Source organism: Sphingopyxis granuli NBRC 100800 (assembly GCF_001591045.1).
Taxonomy (GTDB): domain Bacteria; phylum Pseudomonadota; class Alphaproteobacteria; order Sphingomonadales; family Sphingomonadaceae; genus Sphingopyxis; species Sphingopyxis granuli.
This window is the reverse complement of the sequence record NZ_BCUA01000019.1, coordinates 20,543-38,880: the sequence shown is the minus strand read 5'-3', so window position 1 is coordinate 38,880 and position 18,338 is coordinate 20,543. Positions and strand designations below refer to the sequence as shown.

At 66.9% G+C, this 18,338-nt stretch carries 16 protein-coding genes; 3 read left to right on the top strand and 13 right to left on the bottom strand.

Features of this window, described 5'->3' with window-relative positions:
- Positions 1–5: 5 nt before the first annotated feature.
- The 9 genes from SGR02S_RS06910 to mdh all read right to left on the bottom strand — a co-directional run bounded on the left by SGR02S_RS06910 (position 6) and on the right by mdh (position 11,082).
- Positions 6–908 carry an alpha/beta fold hydrolase gene (locus SGR02S_RS06910; RefSeq protein WP_067107188.1) on the bottom strand — a complete coding sequence of 301 codons (903 nt, stop codon included), beginning with the start codon at positions 906–908 and terminating at the stop codon, positions 6–8.
- A gap of 56 nt (positions 909–964) precedes the next feature.
- Entirely contained in the window at positions 965–1,606 is a 642-nt protein-coding gene (locus tag SGR02S_RS06905) for a trimeric intracellular cation channel family protein (protein ID WP_067107185.1), read from the bottom strand.
- A 13-nt stretch (positions 1,607–1,619) separates the two neighbouring features.
- Positions 1,620–2,984 carry an amidohydrolase gene (locus SGR02S_RS06900; RefSeq protein ID WP_241942588.1) on the bottom strand — a complete coding sequence of 455 codons (1,365 nt, stop codon included), beginning with the start codon at positions 2,982–2,984 and terminating at the stop codon, positions 1,620–1,622.
- Positions 2,985–3,026: 42 nt separating this feature from the next.
- Positions 3,027–4,424, bottom strand: coding sequence for a dihydrolipoyl dehydrogenase (gene lpdA / locus SGR02S_RS06895; RefSeq protein WP_067107182.1), 1,398 nt, complete (start codon positions 4,422–4,424; stop codon positions 3,027–3,029).
- A gap of 109 nt (positions 4,425–4,533) precedes the next feature.
- Positions 4,534–5,763 (bottom strand): 2-oxoglutarate dehydrogenase complex dihydrolipoyllysine-residue succinyltransferase, encoded by a 1,230-nt coding sequence (gene odhB, locus SGR02S_RS06890; RefSeq protein WP_067107179.1) that lies wholly within the window; start codon positions 5,761–5,763, stop codon positions 4,534–4,536.
- 81 nt (positions 5,764–5,844) lie between these two features.
- The gene (locus SGR02S_RS06885; protein WP_067107176.1) at positions 5,845–8,664 is read right to left on the bottom strand and encodes a 2-oxoglutarate dehydrogenase E1 component; all 2,820 of its coding nucleotides are present in this window, start codon (positions 8,662–8,664) and stop codon (positions 5,845–5,847) included.
- A gap of 51 nt (positions 8,665–8,715) precedes the next feature.
- Positions 8,716–9,006, bottom strand: a complete 291-nt coding sequence (locus SGR02S_RS06880; protein WP_067107173.1) for a GIY-YIG nuclease family protein — start codon at positions 9,004–9,006, stop codon at positions 8,716–8,718.
- Positions 9,007–9,111: 105 nt separating this feature from the next.
- The gene (gene sucD, locus SGR02S_RS06875; protein WP_067107169.1) at positions 9,112–10,002 is read right to left on the bottom strand and encodes a succinate--CoA ligase subunit alpha; all 891 of its coding nucleotides are present in this window, start codon (positions 10,000–10,002) and stop codon (positions 9,112–9,114) included.
- A gap of 117 nt (positions 10,003–10,119) precedes the next feature.
- A complete protein-coding gene (mdh, locus tag SGR02S_RS06870) occupies positions 10,120–11,082 on the bottom strand; it encodes a malate dehydrogenase (protein WP_067107167.1) in 963 nt (320 codons plus the stop codon).
- A 402-nt stretch (positions 11,083–11,484) separates the two neighbouring features.
- Here mdh and SGR02S_RS06865 point away from each other — a divergent pair, with 402 nt between their 5' ends.
- Positions 11,485–12,528: a polysaccharide deacetylase family protein gene (locus tag SGR02S_RS06865; RefSeq protein WP_067107164.1), complete on the top strand. Its 1,044-nt coding sequence runs from the start codon at positions 11,485–11,487 to the stop codon at positions 12,526–12,528.
- On the opposite strand, the gene zapE is transcribed toward SGR02S_RS06865, so the two are convergent.
- The 4 genes from zapE to SGR02S_RS06845 all read right to left on the bottom strand — a co-directional run bounded on the left by zapE (position 12,478) and on the right by SGR02S_RS06845 (position 15,913).
- The gene (gene zapE, locus SGR02S_RS06860) at positions 12,478–13,620 is read right to left on the bottom strand and encodes a cell division protein ZapE (RefSeq protein ID WP_067107161.1); all 1,143 of its coding nucleotides are present in this window, start codon (positions 13,618–13,620) and stop codon (positions 12,478–12,480) included. The genes SGR02S_RS06865 and zapE overlap by 51 nt on opposite strands.
- Positions 13,621–13,654: 34 nt before the next feature.
- On the bottom strand, positions 13,655–14,146 hold the full coding sequence (locus SGR02S_RS06855; RefSeq protein WP_082737069.1) for a PaaI family thioesterase: 492 nt from the start codon (positions 14,144–14,146) through the stop codon (positions 13,655–13,657).
- 46 nt (positions 14,147–14,192) lie between these two features.
- Positions 14,193–14,975, bottom strand: coding sequence for a succinate dehydrogenase iron-sulfur subunit (locus SGR02S_RS06850; protein WP_067107158.1), 783 nt, complete (start codon positions 14,973–14,975; stop codon positions 14,193–14,195).
- A gap of 167 nt (positions 14,976–15,142) precedes the next feature.
- Positions 15,143–15,913, bottom strand: a complete 771-nt coding sequence (locus SGR02S_RS06845; RefSeq protein WP_067107155.1) for a hypothetical protein — start codon at positions 15,911–15,913, stop codon at positions 15,143–15,145.
- A 135-nt stretch (positions 15,914–16,048) separates the two neighbouring features.
- Between SGR02S_RS06845 and SGR02S_RS06840 the strand changes: the two genes are divergently transcribed.
- Both SGR02S_RS06840 and SGR02S_RS06835 read left to right on the top strand, forming a co-directional pair.
- The gene (locus tag SGR02S_RS06840; RefSeq protein ID WP_067107152.1) at positions 16,049–17,578 is read left to right on the top strand and encodes a lipopolysaccharide biosynthesis protein; all 1,530 of its coding nucleotides are present in this window, start codon (positions 16,049–16,051) and stop codon (positions 17,576–17,578) included.
- Between the two features lie 12 nt (positions 17,579–17,590).
- On the top strand, positions 17,591–18,283 hold the full coding sequence (locus SGR02S_RS06835) for an HAD family hydrolase (protein WP_067107149.1): 693 nt from the start codon (positions 17,591–17,593) through the stop codon (positions 18,281–18,283).
- The last annotated feature ends 55 nt before the right edge of the window (positions 18,284–18,338 follow it).

Here is an 18,338-nt window from a genome sequence, read left to right as displayed (position 1 = left end):
GCCGATCAGGCCGCCACGGCCGCGCCCCTAGCATGCTCCGCGATCGCATCGGCGAGCGTGTCGACCAGCGCCAGCGGCAGGTCGTGCCCCATGCCGGGGATCGTCATCAGCCGCGCCCCCGCGATATGCGCCGCCGTGTCCCGGCCGCCCGCGATCGGGACCAGCGGGTCGGCCTCGCCATGGATGACGAGGGTCGGCGCCCGCACCGCCTTCAGCATCGGGCGCCGGTCGCCGTCGGCAACGATCGCCGCCATCTGGCGCGCGACGCCCTGCGGATACCAGCCGCGCTCAAAATCGCCGCGCACCCGGCGCTGCAAACGCTCCTCCTCCGCCGGATAGCCGGGGCTGCCGATGACCCGCGCGGCGCGCACCGAATAGGCGATCATGTCTTCCGGATCGCCGCTCATCGGCCGGTTCGCCAGCACCTGCATCGCTTCCTTCTTCGCGCGCGGCAGGCGACGGTTGCCGGTTGTCGACATGATCGAGGTGAGCGACAAGGTGCGGCCCGGATGGCTGGCGGCGATATGCTGCGCGATCATCCCGCCCATCGACGCGCCGACGACATGCGCCCGGTCGATCTCCAGACGGTCAAGCAGCGCGACGCCGTCGTCGGCCATGTCGGCGAGCCGGTAGGCGCTGCGCACCGGCAAGCCCAGCGCGGCCTTGACGAACATCCATTTCAGGTTAGGCACCCCCGCCGCATCGAAGCGGGTGGACAGGCCGACGTCGCGATTGTCGTAGCGGATGGTACGGAACCCGCGCGCGACCAGCGCATCGACGAACTCGTCGGGCCACAGCGTCAGCTGCCCGCCCAATCCCATGACGAGCAGGATCGCGGGCGCATCGCGCGGCCCCTTGTCCTCGAAGGCGATGCTGATGCCGTTGGCGGTCGTCCGGTCGGTCGTCATGCGTGTCCCCTGCCAAAGGATGCCAACCTTGCCGCGCCGCGCGCCCCGGTCAAGCGTCAGCTTGCCCCGTCGCCGCCGGCACGGCCATAGGTTGGCAGGCCCAGCGACCAGCGGATCGCCACGCCGCGCAGGATGAAACCCGCGGTCGCGCCCGTCACCGCCGCCACCGCCGTCCCCGCGCCGAGCCAGAGCAGCGCCAGGAACAGGCCCGATGCCAGCGCCCCCGCGGTCACATAGATTTCGGGGCGCATGATGATCGACGGCACGCCCGCCAGCACGTCGCGGATCGTGCCCCCAACGCAGCCTGTGATGACGCCCATCATCAGCGCCGGCACAGGCGGCACACCCCACGCCATCGCCTTGGCGGTGCCGAAGACGCTGTAGGCAGCGAGGCCGACCGCATCGGCCCATTCGAGCAACTGCCCGCGCCGCCACCAGCGTTCGGGGGTGAGCCAGACGGTCAGCGCGATCGCGATGCACACCGCGGCGATCGCGCCGTCCTGGACCCAGAACACCGGCGCGCCGATCAGCAGGTCGCGCACGCTGCCGCCACCGACACCCGTGACCAGAGCAAAGAAGCAGGCCGTAACCAAAGTCTGCCGCAACCGCACCGCCATCAGCGCGCCCGACAGCGCAAACACGCCGATCCCGACAAGGTCGAGCAGGCGGACGAGCAGCGCGTTGTCGATGGCATCCATCGGCGCGGGCCGATCAGCGCTCCGCCGGCCGAACGCCGCCGACGATCGACAGCACGATCGCCGTCACCGCGTTACGGATCGCGGGCTCGGCCTGCGGGGCGAAGAAGGGCGAGTGGTTGGTCGGCGCCGGTTCGCCCTTCGCCTTGAGCGCGGCGAGAACAGCGGGATCGTAGCCACCGATCGCGAAGAAGATCGACGGGACACCGGCATCGACGAATTCGGAGAAATCCTCGCTGCCCGACATCGGCGGCGCGCTCGCCGGAGCGAAGGCGAGGCGGTCGCCGAACACGGGTTTCAGCATCGCGGCTGCCGCGGCCGCCATGCCCTCGTCGTTCATCAGCACGCCGGTGCCGCCCAGATAGCTGATCGTCGGCGCGGGCGCGTTACCCATCTGCGCCGCCGCCTTTGCCGCGCGCGCAGTGCCGCTGCGCAGCAGTTCGCGCACGTCGGGCGCCTGCGAACGAAGGTTGACCTTCACCTCGGCGCTGTCGGGGATGATGTTGGGTGCGCTGCCGGCCTGGATCGCACCAATTGTCAGCACGCCGAACGCCGCCGGGTCCTTTTCGCGGCTGATCACCGTCTGTACGTCGGTGACGAAGCGCGCCGCGATCGGAATCGGATCGATCGTCGCAGCGGGCATCGAGCCGTGGCCGCCGCGACCGTGAAAGACGACCGAATAGCTGTCGGACGCCGAAGAAGACGGCCCGGCCTTGATCGCCACCACACCCGAAGGCAGGTTGCTGACATGCGCGGCAAAGCCGAAATCGGGCTTGGGAAAGCGCTTGAACAACCCGTCGTCGAGCATCGCCCGGGCGCCCTTCAGCGGCTCTTCGGCGGGCTGACCGATCAGCACCACCGTCCCCGACCAGCTGTCACGCATCGCGGAGAGCGCCTGCGCGACGCCGACCAAATAGGCGACATGCGTATCGTGACCGCAGGCGTGCATCACCGGCACATCCTTGCCCTCATAGGTCGCGCGCGCCTTGCTCGCCCACGGCAGGCCGGTCTTTTCCTCGAGCGGCAGCGCATCCATGTCGGCGCGGACGAGGATCGTCGGCCCCGCGCCATTGCGGAGCACGCCGACGACGCCGGTGCCGCCGACCTTCTCGGTCACGGTGAAACCGGCCTCGCGCAGACGCGTCGCGAGAATACCGGCGGTGCGCACCTCCTGCATCCCCAGTTCGGGGTGCGCGTGCAGATCCTTGTAAAGCGCTTCGAGCGCCGGATAATCGCGGTCGAGCAACGCGTCGAGGCGCTGGCTGACGACCGAAAGATCAGGCGCGGCAGCAGCCGGAACGGCGTCATCGGCCGCCTGTACGGCGAGCGGCCACGCCGCCGCCATCGATGCCGCCATCCATAATCCCAGTCGTGCCGCCATCGTCACTCTCCCCCGTTCGTGCCCCGACCGCCGACGGCGGCGTCAGATATGGATCGGCTTGCCCGTCACCGCCATCGCGGCTTCCTTCACCGCCTCGCTGTGCGTCGGATGCGCGTGGCAGGTGTAGGCGATGTCCTCGCTCGTCGCACCGAATTCCATCGCCTGCGCGGCCTGCGCGATCATCGTGCCGGCGACGCTGGCGATGCACCAGACGCCCAGCACGCGGTCGCTCTTCGCGTCGGCGATCACCTTGACGAAGCCGTCGGGCTCGTGGTTCGTCTTGGCGCGGCTGTTCGCGAGCATCGGGAATTTGCCGACCTTGACCTCTCCCCGCTCCTTTGCGGCTTCCTCGGTCAGGCCGACCCCGGCGATCTCGGGCATGGTGTAGACGACCGACGGGATGACATCATGGTTCACGATGCCGGTCAGTCCCGCGATATTCTCCGCGCAGGCGATGCCTTCGTCCTCGGCCTTGTGCGCGAGCATCGGCCCCGGCACAACGTCGCCGATCGCCCAGATGCCGTCGACCGCGGTGCGGAAATCATGATCGACCTCGATCTGCCCCCGCTTGTTGACCGAGAGTCCAGCCTTGTCGAGCGCGAGCCCGTCGGTGTTCGGGCGGCGCCCGATCGACACCAGCACGACGTCGGCTTCCAGCGTCTCCGCATCGCCGCCCGCAGCGGGTTCGAGCGTCAGCACCGCCTTCTTGCCCTTCACCTCGGCCTTCGTGACCTTGGTCTTGAGCTTGAACTCGATGCCCTGCTTCTTGAAAATCTTGTTCGCTTCCTTGCGGACATCGCCGTCCATGCCAGGCAGGATCTGATCGAGGAACTCGACGCATGTCACCTTGGCGCCAACGCGGCGCCACACGCTGCCGAGTTCGAGCCCGATCACGCCGCCGCCGATCACCACCATGTGGCCGGGCACCTTCGCGAGTTCGAGCGCGCCGGTCGAATCGACGATCACGCCCTTGGCGTTATCGACCTCGACACCGGGAAGCGGTGTCACCGACGAACCGGTCGCCACGATGATGTTCTTTGCGCGCACCGCCTTGCCCGCGACCTCGACCGTGTCGGCCGCGGTGAATTTCGCATAACCCTTCAGCCAGTCGACCTTGTTCTTCTTGAACAGGAACTCGATGCCGCCGGTTAGGCCCTTGACCGCGTCCTTGCGCTGGCCGTGCATGGTATCGAGGTCGAGTTCGGGTTTCACCTTGATGCCCATCTTCGCCATCGCGCCGCCGGCGGCGGCTTCGAAATATTCGGACGCGTGGAGCATCGCCTTCGACGGGATGCAGCCGACGTTGAGGCAGGTGCCGCCGAGTGTTTCGCGTCCTTCGGCGCACGCGGTCTTCAGGCCCAGCTGCGCCGCGCGGATCGCGGCGACATAGCCGCCGGGCCCGGCACCGATGACAAGGACGTCGTAGTCAAAGTCCGACATTTCAATCTCCGTTCGCCCTGAGCTTGTCGAAGGGCCGTACTTTTCAATCCGTCGCTCTCAAGAAAAGAACGGGGCTTCGACAAGCTCAGCCCGAACGGATGTGGGATATTTAAAGATCGATCAGCAGCCGCGTCGGGTCCTCGATCGCTTCCTTGATCGTCTTGAGGAAGGTCACCGCCTCGCGGCCGTCGACCAGCCGGTGATCGTAGCTGAGCGCGAGATACATCATCGGGCGGATCACGATCTCGCCGTTCCGCACGACCGGGCGGTCCTCGATGCGGTGGAGGCCGAGCACCGCCGACTGCGGCGGGTTGATGATCGGGGTTGACATCAGGCCGCCGAACACGCCGCCGTTCGAGATGGTGAAGGTGCCGCCCGTCATGTCGGCCATCGTCAGCGTGCCGTCCTTGGCGCGCTTGCCGAGGTCGGCGATCGCCTTCTCGATCTCGGCGAAGCTCAGGCTCTCGGCATTGCGCACGACCGGCACGACCAGCCCGTTGGGCGCGCTGACCGCAACCGAAACGTCCAGATAGTCGTGATAGACGATCTCGTCGCCCTCGATCCGGCCGTTGACCGCCGGAATATCGTGCGCGGCGAGCGCGACCGCCTTGGTGAAGAAGCTCATGAAGCCAAGGCGCACGCCATGCTTCTTCTCGAAACTGTCGCGATAGCGCTCGCGCGCCGCCATCACCGCCGACATGTCGCAGTCGTTGAAGGTCGTCAGCATCGCCGCGGTTTCCTGCGCCGATTTCAGGCGCTTCGCGATCGTCTGGCGCATCCGCGTCATCTTGACGCGCTCCTCGCGGCGCCCCGGGGCGCCGCCGGCGGCCGGCGCGGATGCGGCAGGCGCAGCGGGAGCGGGAGCGGCCTCGGGCGCAGCATTGGCGGCGGCGAGCACATCCTCCTTGGTCAGGCGGCCGTCCTTGCCGGTCCCCTTGATCTTCGTGGGATCGACGCCGTGTTCGAGCACGAGGCGGCGCACCGCGGGCGACATCGTCGTCACCGTGTCGACCGCATTGTCGCTGGCCGTCGCGGCGGGCGCGGGGGCTGCGGCTTCGGCCTTGGCAGCCGGAGCGGGCGCCGCGGCCGGCGCCTTGCCCGAACCCGCCTCGATCGTCGCGATCACCGCGCCGACCGCGACGGTGTCGCCGACGGCGGCGACCTGCTGCCCCATCACGCCCGCGACCGGCGACGGCACCTCGACCGCGACCTTGTCGGTTTCGAGACTCGCGATCGGTTCATCGACCGCGACGGCATCGCCCGGCTGCTTCAGCCATTCGCCGACCGTGGCTTCGGTCACGCTTTCACCCAGGGTGGGGACTTTGACTTCGGTGCTCATCGCTTCTTCCTTGGGGACCATGGACAGGGACTACCCCTGACCATCGGGATTGTCTTTGCATCGGGTTGGGCGCGCCAGCCCTTATCTCTTCTTCGTCCGGCGAATCTCGGCGCGTACCGACAGGCCGAGCGCATCGGCGACGAGCGCCCCTTGCTCGGTCTGGTGGCGGCTCATCAGGCCCGTCGCCGGCGAGGCGGCGGCGGCGCGGCCGGCATAGCGGGCGCGCTTGCCCTTGTGCCCGGCCTCGTCCAGCGCTTCCTCTATCAGCGGCTCGACGAAGAACCACGCGCCGTTGTTGCGCGGCTCTTCCTGCGCCCAGACGACCTCTTCGAGGTTCGTCATCCGCTTCAGCCGCGCCGCGAGCGCTTCGCCCGGGAAGGGATAGATCTGCTCGATACGGATGATCGTCGTGTCGGTCAGGCCCGCGGCATCGCGCGCCTCCATCAGATCATAGCCGACCTTGCCCGAGCAGAAGACGGCGCGCCGGATCGCGCCATCCTCGGGCGGGTTGCGATCGGACATGATGCGCCGGAAATGCGCATCGCCGATGAAGTCGCTACGCTGCGAAACCGCCAGCTTGTGGCGGAGCAGTGACTTGGGCGTCATGATGATCAGCGGCTTGCGGAACGACCGCAGCATCTGGCGGCGCAGGACGTGGAAATAGTTCGACGGGGTCGAAATATTGCACACCTGGATATTGTCGCCCGCGCACAGTTGCAGGAAGCGTTCGAGGCGCGCCGAGCTATGCTCGGGCCCCTGCCCCTCGTAGCCGTGCGGCAGCAGCATCACGAGGCCGTTGGCACGCAGCCACTTGGCCTCGCCCGCCGCGATGAACTGGTCGATCATGATCTGCGCGCCGTTGGCGAAGTCGCCGAACTGCGCTTCCCACAGCACGAGGCTCTTCGGATCGGCCATCGCATAGCCATATTCGAAACCGAGCACGCCATATTCCGACAGCGGGCTGTCGAGCACCTCGAAGCGGCCGTGCGGCACGGTCTTCAGCGGAATATATTTATGCTCGTCGGTCTGGTCGACCCAGACGGCGTGGCGCTGGCTGAAAGTGCCGCGCCCCGAATCCTGGCCCGACAAGCGCACCTGATAGCCTTCGCTGAGCAGGGTGCCGAAGGCGAGCGATTCGGCGGTCGCCCAATCGAACACGTCGCCATTCTTCTTGTCGGCGAACATCGCGGCGCGCGCGTCGATGACGCGGCGCAACGTCTTGTGCACCTGCAGGTCGTCGGGAATGGTCGTCATGATGCGGCCGATGCTGTCGAACAGCTTTTCCGAAACGCCGGTCGCGATATTGCGCCGCGCATGTTCGGAATCGCCCGGCATGTGCAGCCCCGACCAGCGGCCGGCGAACCAGTCGGCCTTGTTCGGCTTGTAGCTCTTCGCCGCTTCGAACTCTTCCTCGAGCCGCGCGGTGAATTCGCGGCGGTGCGCGTCGGCATCGCCGGCCGCGATCACCCCTTCTTCCTCCAGCCGCTGCGCATAAAGGTCCGACACCGCCGGATGCTTGCGAATGCGGGCATACATCAGCGGCTGGGTGAACGACGGCTCGTCGCCCTCGTTATGGCCGAAGCGGCGATAGCACCACATGTCGATGACGATGTCGCGCTTGAACTGCTGGCGGAAGTCGATCGCCAGCTTGCAGGCGAAGGTCACCGCCTCCGGATCGTCGCCGTTGACGTGCAGGATCGGCGCCTGGACACCCTTCGCGACGTCCGACGGATAGGGCGACGAGCGCGCGAACTGCGGGCTGGTCGTGAAACCGATCTGGTTGTTGACGATGAAGTGGATGCAGCCGCCCGTGTTGTAGCCGCGGATGCCCGAGAAGCCGAGGCATTCCCAGACGATCCCCTGCCCCGCGAAGGCCGCGTCGCCGTGGATCAGCACCGGCAGCACCTGTTCATGCTCGATCAGGTCGTCGCGCACCACCTGCTGCGCGCGCACCTTGCCGAGCACCACCGGATCGACCGCTTCGAGGTGCGACGGGTTGGGCACCAGCGACATGTGCACCGAGATGCCGTCGAACTCGCGGTCGGTCGAGGTGCCGAGGTGATATTTGACGTCGCCCGAACCACCGACGGCCTCGGGATTCGCGCTGCCGCCCTGGAATTCGTGGAAGATGACGCGATAGGGCTTCGCCATCACGTTCGCGAGCATGTTGAGCCGGCCGCGATGCGCCATGCCATAGACGATCTCGCGCACGCCGTACTGGCCGCCATATTTGATGATCGCTTCCATCGCGGGGATCATCGCCTCGCCGCCGTCGAGGCCGAAGCGCTTGGTGCCGACATATTTGCGGGCGAGGAATTTCTCCCACTCCTCGGCGTCGATCACCTTGTTGAGGATCGCCTGCTTGCCCTCGGGGGTGAACTCGACATGCTTGTCGGCGCCCTCCATCCGGTCCTGCAGGAAGCGCCGTTCCTCGACGTCGGCGATGTGCATGTATTCGAGGCCGACATTCCCGCAATAATTGGCCTGCAGGATCGCCACGATCTCGCGCACCGTCGCCTTTTCGAGCCCAAGCGTTCCGCCGAGGAAGACCGGCCGATCCTGGTCGGCGCCGACGAAACCGTGATATTCGGGGGTGAGGTCGGCGGGCAGTTCATGCTTCGACAGGCCGAGCGGGTCGAGCGACGCTGCCAGATGGCCGCGCACGCGATAGGTGCGGATCAGCATCATCGCGCGGATCGCCTCGTCGGCCGCGCGCTCGACCTCGGCGTTCGAAAGCGGCGCGCCGGCCTTCGCCGCGGCGGCCTTCACCGCGACCTGCATCTGCTGCGGATCGAGCGCGGCAGTCAGGTCGTCGCTGTCGACCAGGGGCCAGTTTCTGGGCGCCCAGCTCGGTCCGGGCTGCGGTTCGTCGATGTCGAAGCTTTGTCGTTCGAGGTTCATTTTCCCAACCTATTCGTGCCCCTGCGAAGGCAGGGACCGATCTCCAGAGGCCTAATTCAGCGTTTCGGATAAATCATTCCACTCGGGATTATGCTCCTCGATGCGATTGATCTTCCACGCCCGGTTCCATTTCTTCATCCGCACTTCAAGCTGCCGGGCGTCGTGGATGCTTTCAAAGCTATCGAACCACACCAGCAGTTTGCAACCATAACGCTTCGTAAAACCTTCGATCATGCCTTCGCGATGTTGCCAAACCCTTTTCGGCAAATCGCTGGTCACACCGATATAGATCGTCCCGTTTTTCCGGCTCGCCATGATATAGACATAGCCGGGCGGGACCATCCTAAATCGTCCCGACGTGTTCCCCCGCGAAGGCGGGGGTCCAGGAGACGCAGCAATGGGTCCCCGCCTTCGCGGGGACACACGAAAAAGGGGAGCAATTGGGGGTCACACCCGCTCTTTCAGCACCTCCGCCAGCGTCGTGCCCAGCTCCGACGGCGAGGCCGACACGGTGATGCCCGCGGCTTCCATCGCAGCGATCTTGCTTTCGGCATCGCCCTTGCCGCCCGACACGATCGCGCCGGCATGGCCCATGCGGCGCCCCGGAGGCGCGGTGCGGCCCGCGATGAAGCCGACCATCGGCTTCTTGCGGCCGCGCTTCGCCTCGTCGATCAGGAACTGCGCCGCCTGCTCCTCGGCATCGCCGCCGATCTCGCCGATCATGATGATCGACTTGGTCGCCTCGTCGGCGAGGAAGAGTTCGAGCACGTCGATGAAGTTGGTGCCGTTGACCGGGTCGCCGCCGATGCCGACCGCGGTCGTCTGGCCCAGCCCGACGTTCGTGGTCTGGAACACCGCTTCATAGGTCAGCGTGCCCGAGCGCGAGACGACGCCGACGCTGCCCTTCTTGAAGATCGAACCCGGCATGATGCCGATCTTGCATTCGTCGGGGGTCAGCACGCCGGGGCAGTTGGGGCCGATCAGCCGCGACTTGGAGCCCGACAGCGCGCGCTTCACCTTGACCATGTCGAGCACCGGAATACCCTCGGTGATCGCGACGATCAGCTCGACCTCGGCATCGATCGCCTCGAGGATCGAATCGGCGGCGAACGGCGGCGGCACATAGATGACCGACGCGGTCGCGCCGGTGGCCTGCTTCGCCTCGGCGACGGTGTCGAACATCGGCAGGCCGATATGCGTCGTGCCGCCCTTGCCCGGCGTCACGCCGCCGACCATCTGCGTGCCGTAGGCGAGCGCCTGTTCGGTGTGGAAAGTGCCGGTCGCGCCGGTCATTCCCTGGGTGATGACCTTGGTATTCTTGTCGATCAGGATGCTCATAGATTTTCGTTCCGTTTTCCGTGCGCCCCGGGCGGGACCACCTCCAGATACCAGTTCACCCGCACCCTCGTTTCGAGGGGGCGGGCGACGGGCCCCGCCTTCGCGGGGCGTCGGGACTCAGGCCAGGCTCGGCTCCAGACCCTTGCACGCGACCAGCAGCTCCTGGACCGCGTGGACCGATTTGTCGAAGTTCGCCTTCGCGCCTTCGTTCAGCGCGATCTCGACGACGCGCTCGACTCCGTTCGCCCCGATCACCACCGGCACACCGACATAGAGGTCGTCGACGCCGTACTGGCCGGTCAGATGCGCGGCGCAGGGCAGCAGGCGCTTCTTGTCCTTGAGATAGCTTTCGGCCATCGCGATCGCGCTCGTCGCGGGGGCGTAATAGGCCGAGCCGTTGCCGAGGAGCTGGACGATCTCGCCGCCGCCCGAACGGGTGCGCGCGACGATCGCGTCGATCCGCTCCTGCGTCGACCAGCCCATCTTGATCAGATCGGGAACCGGGATGCCGGCGACGGTCGAATATTCGATGACCGGAACCATCGTGTCACCGTGCCCGCCGAGCACGAATGCCGTGACGTCCTCGACCGAGACGTTGAATTCCTCGGCGAGGAAGTGGCGGAAGCGGGCCGAATCGAGCACGCCGGCCATGCCGACGACCTTGTTGTGCGGCAGCCCCGAGAATTCGCGCAGCGCCCACACCATCGCGTCGAGCGGATTGGTGATGCAGATGACGAAGGCGTCGGGAGCGTTGGCCTTGATGCCCTCGCCGACCGCCTTCATGACCTTGAGGTTGATGCCGAGCAGGTCGTCGCGGCTCATCCCCGGCTTGCGCGGCACGCCCGCGGTGACGATGACGACGTCGGCGCCGGCGATGTCGGCATAATCGCTCGTGCCCTTGAGCCCCGCATCATAGCCCTCGACCGGTCCCGCCTGTGCAAGGTCGAGCGCCTTGCCCTTGGGCATGCCTTCGGCAATGTCGAAGAGGACGATGTCGCCCATTTCCTTCATGGCGGCGAGGTGGGCGAGCGTGCCCCCGATCATCCCGGCTCCGACCAAAGCGATCTTCTTGCGTCCCATGGCGCGCGGCACTCCCTTCTGGCAAGCCCGGCAATGCGGTTCACGGACCGGCGGGGCACGGGCCATTGCCGCATGCCGGTCCCAAGACTCGCGCCGCCCCTACGCTGATTCCCCAGGCGAAACAACCGCGAAAAGCACGAATAACCGGGTTTTTCTGCAAACAGTTCGCAATATCATTATGGGGAACGAGGCGGTTTGGACGTCCGCGATGGCGCGGCCGGAAAGCATCGCTTCCGGGGCACGTTCGTCGGGGAAAGCGACGCCCTCCTGGATCGCGCGAAACCGATGGAGCGGGCGAAGGGGAAAGCCGGCAGAGGCACGCCGACGATCCCGCATTTCCAGCGGGAATCCCGGAACGGCGATTAACCCTCCTTTACCCCCTGTGCGCTAGGGTCCCCGCCGATGACGCGGGCAATCATCAGTTTCGACACCGAACTTTCCGCCGGACTCCACCAGCGGGGGGTCGACGCGCGCGCCAATTTCGAAAGCTCGATCCTCGGTCGCTGCCGCGAAGGCGACTTCGGCATCCTGTTCCAGATGGACATGCTCGAACGCCACGGCCTGAAGGGCGTCTTCTTCGTCGACCCGATGCCCGCGCTGGTTCATGGCCCGCGGATCGTCGAGGCGATCGTCGAGCCGATCCTCCGGCGCGGTCACGAGGTGCAGTTGCACATCCATACCGAATGGCTGCAGTTCGCGCCGTTCAATCCGGCGGGGCGGCTGACGGGACGCAACATCGCCGATTTCCCCCTGCCGGCGCAGAAGAAGCTGATCGCCCTCGCCCGCGACATATTGATGCGCGCCGGGGTGCCGCGGCCGGTTGCCTTCCGCGCCGGCAACTTCGGCGCCAACGACGACACGCTGCGCGCGGTCGCCGCGCTCGGCTTTCGCTACGACAGCAGTTTCAACGGCGCCTATCGGGATCACGGCTGCGCGATCACGCTCGACCCGGCGAACATGGGCATGCGCTTTCACCACGGTGTCTGCGAGGTTCCGGTCAGCGGGCTGATGGAAGGCAGCGGCCGCTTTCGCCCCGCTCAGCTCTGCGCGATGTCCGAAGAGGAAATGCGCGACGCGCTCGACCATGCGGCGGAGAGCGGCGCGATCCAGTTCTCGGCTTTCAGCCACAGTTTCGAATTGCTGAGCCGCGACCGCGCGGTGCCCAATTGGCTGGCGGTCGCGCGGATGGAAGCACTGTGCCGGGCCGTCGCCGACGATCCGCGGATCACGAATGGCGGCTTTGCGACGCTGCCGCTGCCGCCACCACGCCCCGGACGGATCGAGGTCGCCGCGCCACGCCCGCTGCGGACCGCGCGCCGCGTCGTCGAGCAGGCGTTCGGCCATCTGGCGCACGAGGTCCGCTACGTCCGCAACGTCGCCTATGTCGCCATCAACTCATCGCGTTGGGGCAAGATCGTCGGCGGCATCATCCTGGCCATGGCCTAGAGCCAGATAATCGTCCGACTGCATTTCGGCGAGACGGCTTGCCGTGCGTTCGAACTCGAAGGCGCCGTCGCCGGCGACATAGAGCTGGTCGGGCTCGGCCGCGGCGCTCGCCAGCAGCTTGACCTTATATTCGTAGAGCGCGTCGACCAGCGTCACGAAGCGCGCCGCCTCGTTGCGGTTTTCCGGCCCCATGCGCGGAATGCCGACGATGATCACCGTGTGGAAATGGCGCGCGACAGCCAGATAGTCGGACGCGCCCCGCGCCTCTGCGCACAGCCGCTTGAAGGAGAAGACGGCGACGCCCTTCAGCGCCTTTGGCACGTGCAGCAACCGCCCGCCGCCGACATCGAGGTCGAGCGAGGGGACGTGCGCGCGATCCTCCGGCGGATAGTCGGTGAGGCGGAAGAAGGCGGCCGACAGCGCCTCGGTCGCCGCCGCGTCTGCGGGCACGAACCAGCGCTTGCCGTCGCCCAGCCGATGCCGGCGATAATCGGTCGGGCCGTTCAGACTCATCACGTCGAGTTTCGCCTCGATCAACGCAACGAATGGCAGAAAATGCTCGCGGTTAAGCCCGTTCTTATAGAGATCGGACGGCGGCCGATTCGATGTCGCGACTACGGTCACGCCATGCCCGATCAGCGCCGTGAACAGCCGCGAGAGGATCATCGCGTCGGCGCTGTTGTTCACCACCATCTCGTCGAAGGCGAGACAGCGGACATCCTCGACCAGCGCCGCCGCCACCTGCGGGATGGGGTCGCCGCTCTCGCTCTTGCGCACCTCGCGCATCCGCGCGTGCACCTCCAGCATGAAGGCGTGGAAATGGACCCGCCGCTTTCGCCGGATCGCCAGCCGGTCATAGAAGAGGTCCATCAGCATCGACTTGCCGCGCCCGACCGCGCCCCACAGATAGACGCCGCGCGGCGCCTCCGGCCTGCGGCCGGCGATCCGCCAGAGCAGGCTGCCGCGCGGCGGCGCGGCCTCCAGTTCCTGTTGCAGCCGGGCCAGCCGCTCCGCGGCGGCGCGCTGTTCGGGATCGGGCTTCAGTTCGCCATCGGCGACGAGCCTATCATAGGCAGCGAGCAGGTCGGTCATGCGGAACGGCAGCCCCCGCTCGCGGCCGCGCCCGTCATTTGCGGCTCGCCTTGCGGATCGTCCCGGCAAAGCTGAGCACGATATGCGCATCGTCTTCGCCCTGGACGACGAGCCCACGCAGGAAGACCAGCCGCCCCGTCTCGCGCACCAGTTCGACCAGCGCGTCCATCGGTTCGCCGACCCGGCCGGCGCCGACGAACTGCGTCGACAGGTCGAGCGTCACCGAATGCCCCGCGTCGAGCGCGCCGAACTGATGCGAGGCCGCGAACAGCGCGATGTCGACGAGCGCCAGGCTGACCGCGCCATGGACATTGTCGCCGAGATTGCTGTGCTTGCGCGTCGGATGCATTCGCACGCGAGCGCGCGGCCGTCCGTCGGGCGTCAGCCCTTCCGTCCGGACCGCAAGCGGTTCGATGAAGGCGTTGAAGCGGCTCGGGTCCTTGATATTCCAGCTTATCCAGCCGTCCGCGAGTTCCTCGGCGGTGAAATTCTCGCGGCGCTTCGGTTCCTCGATGCCGTCGTTCACGTCCGCACTTTCGAGAAATGGGGGAGCAGGCCGACGCCAGCCAACGTCAAACCTGCCGCTCGATTTCCAGCTTCTTGATCTCGGCGATCGCGCGCGCCGGGCTGAGCCCCTTGGGGCAGGCGTTGGCGCAATTCATGATCGTGTGGCAACGATAGAGACGGAAGGGATCCTCGAGTTCGTCGAGCCGTTCGCCGGTATATTCGTCGCGGCTGTCGGCGAGCCAGCGATAGGCCTGGAGCAGGATCGCGGGGCCGAGGAACTTGTCGCTGTTCCACCAATAGCTGGGGCAGCTCGTCGAGCAGCAGGCGCACAGGATGCACTCGTACAACCCGTCGAGCTTCTCGCGCTCCTCGGGCGACTGGAGCCGTTCCTTGCCGCTGGGCGTCGTCGACTTGGTCTTCAGCCACGGCTCGATCGAGGCATATTGAGCATAGAAATGGGTGAAGTCGGGGACAAGATCCTTGATCACGTCCATCGCCGGCAGCGGGGTGATCGTGATGTCGCCCTTCAGATCCTCGATCGCGGTGGTGCAGGCGAGGCCGTTCTTGCCGTTGAGGTTCATCGAGCAGCTTCCGCAGATGCCCTCGCGGCACGAGCGGCGGAAGGTCAGCGTCGAATCCTGCTCGCTCTTCATCTTGATCAGGGCGTCGAGCACCATCGGACCACAGGTGTCGAGGTCGATCTCGAAAGTGTCGAAATGCGGATTCTCCCCCTTGTCGGGGTCGTAGCGATAAACCTTGAATTTCTTGACGTTGGTCGCGCCCTCGGCCTTGTGGACCGTGCCGCCCTTGTGGATGCGGCTGTTCTTGGGCAGGCGAAATTCGGCCATGGCGCGGGCTCCCTGATGCAGTCGGGGTCCGACTAGACCCGATTGGCAGAGTCGGCAAGAGGGTGAGGCGGCAATTAAGCCCGCAGCCTCGGAGGAGGGCAGGCGCGATGGGTGGCTTTACCGCCAGCGCGCACGCCCGTGCTCCATAATTCCGGTTTCACCCGGCTTCAGCGACGGACAAAGGCGAGCGGTGCGCAGAGGCCGCTGAGCGCGATGAAACGCTCCTGCCCCTCCCGATCAACAGGTTCGGGCTTGACCTCCAGCTGGGCCGAGATTTCGATGGCAGAGGGCAGGTTGAGGGTCATCGAACGGTCGATCGAACGTGCCATCAGGATCAACCCCCGCAGCTTGTTGACCTCCGGCGGCGACAGCCGCGAAGCGCCATCATACGCGAAAAGCTCCAACCAGACATCCAGTTCGCGGTAGCGCAGCGAATCATATAGTTCGAAGGAATCATAGGCATCGGTATAGTTCAGCCGCTGCTCCAGCGGCATTTTGCCCGCGATGCCGGCGCCGCCGCTGCGCCACCCGCCAAGGTGCAGTCCCGGCGCCAGCGGGCGACCGATCATCCCGCTCATGGCCGGGCCATCGCCGTCCTGCCACTCCCGTTGCCACTGTTCGAGCTGATCCAGCCGGCGCACCACGCAATCGCTCTGCGCTGCCCGCGTCTGATATGCGGCCAGATTGAAGGCCAGTTCGGCGTTCAGCGCCCGGCGGAAGGCCGCTACATCCCTGCGGTCTTTCCACCCGTCCGCCGCCTGCTGCGTGCCGAGCGCGATCAGGATGCCGAGGACAACGATGACCAGTTCGGTGATGAAGCCGGACCAGCCGTTCGCGGGCGAAAACCTGCGGAACCTACTCCCCGGGGCTGAAGCGGGGCCTGTCGCGTCAACCGCCTCCCTACCCTGGTCGTCCCCCGTCCGGCGAGACTGGGCCATATGCTGACTCCCCCCGATGCCGTGGCGGCCTCGACTAGACTCGTCGCGCGGCAGGGACAAGGGGGCGGCAATAAAACCCCTTCCCCGAAGAGGAAGGGTGTAATGGGCGAAATTTGCCGCTAGGGCGCGCGGACCATGACCGACACGCCAGCCCAGCCCGCCGTGACCAGCCGCCATGTCGCGCGCGGGCTGGGAACGACGGTGCTCGCACGACTGGGCGGGGTGATCGAGATCGTCGCGCAGCCGCTCTATGTCCTGATGTTCGGCCTCGCCGGCTATGGGCTCTATGCGGTGCTGTGGGCGGCGGTCAATCTGCTCGAGAATATCTGCGACGCCGGCATGACGAACGCGCTGCAGCGCACCGTGCCGCAGTCGGCGAGCGAAGCCGAGGCCGCGGCGGCGCTGCGCACCGCGATGCTGTTCGGCGTCGTGCCATGCCTGGTCGTCGCGGCGCTGATCGCGACCTTCGCCGCCGACCTGGCGCCGCTGCTCAACGTCGCCGAGCGCGACCGGCCGCTCGTCGTACCCGCGATCCAACTGTTCGTCTGGGCACTGCCGCTGTGGGCCTTTGTCGAGATCGCGACCAGCGCGATGCGCGCGCGCATGGTATTCGGCGCCGAAATCCGCCTCCGCATCGTCTGGGAGCAGATTCTGCGGCTGGTGTTCGCGGGACTGTTCTTCGCGGGCGGACTCGGGCTCAAGGGCCTGTTCATCGCGCACCTCTGTTCGCTCGCCGTGACCGCCTTGCTGTGCGTTCGCCTGCTGGCGCGCTATTATGATTTCGCCGAACTGCGGCGCGGGGGACGCGGCAGCACGGCCGAGCGCGACACCTTGCGGGCGGGGCTGTCGATCCTGCCGTCGAACATCATCGGGCGGTTGTTCGGCGATGCGCCCGCGCTGATCCTCAACCTGCTGCTTCCCGGTGCGGCGGGCGCCGCGGCGGCGGGGCTGTTCACCATCGCACGCAAGCTGTCGAGCGTCGTCCAACTCGTTCGCATCGCCTTCTCCTATGTGCTCGCGCCGCTTGCCGCGAGTGCCGAGCGCGCCGACCGCGCACAGGTCGCCGACATCTATGCCTATGCGACGCGGCTGATCTTTGCGATCGCGCTACCGCTCGCCGCGGTGCTCGCCGCGGGCAGTTCGTCGCTGCTCAGTCTGTTCGGGGCGCAAGCGCATGTCGCGCAGGCCGCCGTCGTGATCCTGCTGTTCGCGCGCGCTTTCGAGGCGGTGCTCGGCATCTCGCTGCCCGTGCTTCAGGTCGTCGCCGCCTTTCGCCACCAGCTTGTCGCGGGCCTGTTCGGGCTGGCGATCGCGGTCGGCGCGGGCTGGGTCATCGTCGGGCATCTGGACCCGCTCACCGGCGTCACCCTGGCCATGTCGATCGGCCTCGTCGCGATGGCGGCAATTCCCATGACCCAACTCGCGATCAGCGAGAAGCTGCACCCGTTCGATGCCCGGTTTCCCACCGTCGCCCTGCACGGGATCGCGATCACGGTCGCGGCGGGCGGCGCGGCGCTGCTCGCCGCGCAGTTGCCGGATCCGGTCGCCCTGCCCCTGATCGCCCTGATTGCGGCCGCATCGATCTGGGCCGCCCTGCGCTTCGCGCTGCCGCTCGCCGACCGGGCGTCGCTGGGCAAGACCGGGCGCCGACTGCGGCTGTTTTGAAAGCCCCAAGCCATGACCTCGCCCACCCCCGTCCGTATCGCAATCTACGACCTCGACCGCACCGTGCTGCGCAAGCCGACCTTCACGCTGTTCCTGCTGTGGGCGGCCGCGCGCGTCGCGCCGTGGCGGCTGCTGGCGCTGCCAGTGCTGCTGCTTCTATTGGCGGGGGCCGGATTGAAACTGTTCGGGCGCGACCGATTCAAGCCCGCTGCGATCCGGCTGATGCTGGGAAAACGGATTTCCACCGCGCGCGCGGCCGATCTGGCACAGCGCTTCGCCGCTTGGCGCGTGCCGGCCGATGTTCCGCCCGGAGCCGCGGCGGCGATAGCGCGCGACCGGGCGGAGGGATATCGCCTGCTGCTCGCCACCGCTGCGCCCGAATTCTATGCGGAGGCCATCGGCGCGGCGCTCGGATTCGACGGCGTGGTCGCGACGCGGCACTTGCGTGAAGCCGACGGCGCGTGGCTGCCGACGATCGACGGAACCAACTGCTATGGGGCCGAAAAGGCCCGGCGGATCGAAAAATGGCTCGCCGAACATGCGGGTCCGGGCCGGCGCCGGCTGCGCTTCTACTCGGACCACGCCAGCGACGCGCCCAGCTTCGCGCTGGCCGAGGAACGCTATGCCGTCGGACGAAGCCGCAAGCTGGCACGGCAGGCGCGCGAACATGGATGGACGCTGGTCGACTTCTCACGCCCGGCTTGAACGCGTCCAATGGCTCTAGTAGGACCCCCCGACGGCATCGGCCGGTTTGCGCAAA